The organism is uncultured Cetobacterium sp., from assembly GCF_945952365.1.
In the GTDB taxonomy this organism is placed as follows: Bacteria; Fusobacteriota; Fusobacteriia; order Fusobacteriales; family Fusobacteriaceae; genus Cetobacterium_A.
In genome coordinates this window covers 1-2,995 of sequence record NZ_CAMFHX010000060.1, presented here as the reverse complement: position 1 = coordinate 2,995, position 2,995 = coordinate 1, and the positions used below count along the sequence as shown (strand labels likewise).

3 protein-coding genes are annotated in these 2,995 nt (G+C 24.0%); all 3 read right to left on the bottom strand.

Annotated features, from left to right (window positions below; all coding sequences use genetic code 11):
• Nucleotides 1-556, bottom strand: a 556-nt coding sequence (locus Q0O83_RS11820) for a MobA/MobL family protein (RefSeq protein WP_294097338.1), incomplete at its 3' end; no start/stop codon positions are given.
• 38 nt (nt 557-594) lie between these two features.
• Nucleotides 595-987 (bottom strand): VOC family protein, encoded by a 393-nt coding sequence (locus Q0O83_RS11815; protein WP_294097337.1) that lies wholly within the window; start codon nt 985-987, stop codon nt 595-597.
• Nucleotides 988-1,236: 249 nt separating this feature from the next.
• Nucleotides 1,237-2,883: a replication initiation protein gene (locus Q0O83_RS11810; RefSeq protein WP_294097335.1), complete on the bottom strand. Its 1,647-nt coding sequence runs from the start codon at nt 2,881-2,883 to the stop codon at nt 1,237-1,239.
• Nucleotides 2,884-2,995: the final 112 nt, after the last annotated feature.

Below are 2,995 nucleotides of genomic sequence, written 5' to 3'. Positions count from 1 at the left end.
CATTTTTTTCTAATGCTTGATTAGATAAAATTTCCCATGATTTTCTAATATGTAATAACTGTTCTTTAGTTTGCCATTTTCTATTTCTTTTAGCTCCCCCTATTTCGGGTTTTTTAGTATAGGCTTGTTTAAAAAACTTAGGTAATTCTCTATTAATTCCATCAAGTTCTCTTTCAGAAAACATAAGATGACAATGAAGATTTTTCTCACCATCTTTATTATGTGATTCATGGATAGCAAACGAATAAGGATGACTATTTCCTATTTCAGTTTTTACAAAATCTTGAACAAGTTTAACTCCTTGTTCATAGCTTAATTCATTAGGAATATTTAACTCAAATTCTCTATATGTAATTGCATTAATTCTTTCGTATTCATCAGCACCTTGCCAAAATTCAACTGCTGATGTTCCATCAATTATACAATCCATATTCCCCGATTCTTTATATACTAAATCTTCTTTTTTACTGTATTTATTTTCTCTTAAGATGTACTCAGCATGGGCTTTACTATACCCTACTTTTCCAGTTTTATAATGTAATCTATATTCAGCCATGTAAGCACACCTCCCAATTTATGATTTTTAACTATCTCTTAAAATAAAGGATTATCTCTAATTTCAATAATTGTACCTTCTGGAGCAATTAATTTAAAGAGAAGTCCTCCCTCAACATTATATAAAATTTCATTGTTTTTTAATTTAAATTTATTATAAACTGATTTAATTCTTTCTAATTCTTGGACTATATTATCTACAAAAAAACAGATATGAACAAGTCCAGTTATATTTTGAGAAGATTCTTTCTCATCCGTATTTTTAGGTGTTTGTAACTCAATATAAAAACCATTCAATTCTAGCCATGAATTATAATCTCTTCCGTGAAAATTAGGAGTTTCTTTTTTTAATGAAAAATTTAAAATTTTAGTATAAAAAAATATTGATTCGTTATATGTTGATGTTTCAATACAAACATGATGTACCTTCAATTGGTACCTCCTTATAATCAAATTTTGAAAAAATTTACCTTGTTCCATTAAAGGGTTAGAGAACATCTTATTTTTGAAAAAAATATGAGGTTTTCTAATCCTAAATGGAGGGTTTGGGAGTCCTCTCCCAACACGTGTGCATGTCTCAATTTTGAGACATGCTTAAGCGTGCATTGTCTTTTAATTATATCATTTTGATTTAGAAACTTCAATTGAAATATAAAAAAAGAGGGATTTATTTTCCCTCTTTTACTCTCCAATTATTTTATCTTTATACTGTATTTTTGTTTCTTCATCTCTTGCAATTTTTTCCAATCTTGCGATTAGTGCTCCACCAACTAATTTTTTATTATTTTTTCCTAATAATTTTTCTTCTGGAATATCTGAAATAGAAATTATTTTTTTTGTTAATTCTCCTTCTTTTACAATTATATGATTATTTCTAAAATCTTCTTCATCTGAACATACAACAATATTTTTACCTTCAATTTCATTAAAAGAAGCTTTGTCTAAATCCTCCATCGTTATTGGAATTGTTATAGTTTGTTCTACTATTTTATATTTTTCTTTATTTAATAAATCAAAACTCTCTCTTGTATTTTGATTATCAATACAATCATTTAAAATAATAAAGTTTTGATAAAGTAATTCATATTTTTCTTTAGTTATTGTAATTTTAGAAAGTTCATTTTCCATTTTCATAATATTATTAGCTTTTTCTATAATTTCGTATTTATTTTTATTAGCAATATCAAACCCTTTTCTTGTTAATAAATTATGCTCTGTATTTTGTTCTTGTAAAAATTTCTTATAAAGTTCTTCATATTCATCTTTTGTAATTTTAATTTTTTCAATTTCTGTAATTTTAATCTCTTGATCTTTTTTTAAATCTAAGTTATTTTCTTTTAAAATTTCTTCTTTTGTTTCTTGTTCTTGGACAACTTCAGGAACAGTTTTTACAACTAATTTTTTCTCTTTTTGCTCCATTCCTGTTTTTATAGATTTTATTAAATAATTTAAACTTTTAATCTCTTGTTTAATCTCTCTATATGACCAATTTAAACCTTTTATAAGGTCTTTTTCTTGGAACATTTCAACTAATATTTCAATATTATCTATTGTTAACAAAGGTGCAATAAATCTATTCTTTTTTGCTTTTTCTATAGATTTATTTAATTTATCTGAAATTTCAATTATATCTATCACATTATCATTTTGGGAGTGTTCTATTTTTTCTACTTTACCATTCCAAGTAAATTTTAAACTTGTAACTTTTTTACCAGTTTTTATTTTTTCTAGTTTTAAGTTAGGAAAATATTGTGGTAATTCTTCCATTATTGGTTTTAAAACTTGTCTATTAAAATTTGAGGTATCATAACTATTAGGCACTCCCAATTTTTCCCTAAAATCTAATATAGAAATTTTAACTTTTTTAGTTGTATTCCATTTTTTTAAAAAAGCATACGTTAATTGAGAATAATCACTTTTTAAAGATGTATATTCTAATAACTCATGCTCTGTATAATTATTTTCTAATTTATTTAAAATATGTTCAAAATCTTTATTTAATTTTAAAATGACCATTTTTTCAGATTTTAATATTTTATATTTACTAAAAATTGTTGTTTCTTCGATTTGATTTTCATCCTCTTCAGCCAATGTTATTTTTAGTAGTTTTCGATATGTATTTCTAATCAATTTAATAAATGATTCTGTATCTGTTTTTGAAAAATTAACTACTTCTCTTAATTCATTAAAACTTAAAGTTACTTCGTTTGTTCCTTTCTCTTTTAGAAAAAAACATAAAGAAAAAAATAGTCCTCTTTCTTTTAATGTCATTAAAGAAAAATCAAGAGAATGTAGAGTATTATTATAACGAACTAATTTATTACCCATTAAAAATCACCTCAAAAGTACTATAACACATATCTTAGTATAAGTAAATAATTTTATACTAAGATAACATACTTTTTATACTAAGATAACATACTTTTTATACTAAGATAAC

Excerpts from the sequence above, each read along its gene's own strand:
- Q0O83_RS11810 (WP_294097335.1), bottom strand. The coding sequence starts at position 2,883 with ATGGGTAATAAATTAGTTCGTTATAATAATACTCTACATTCTCTTGAT.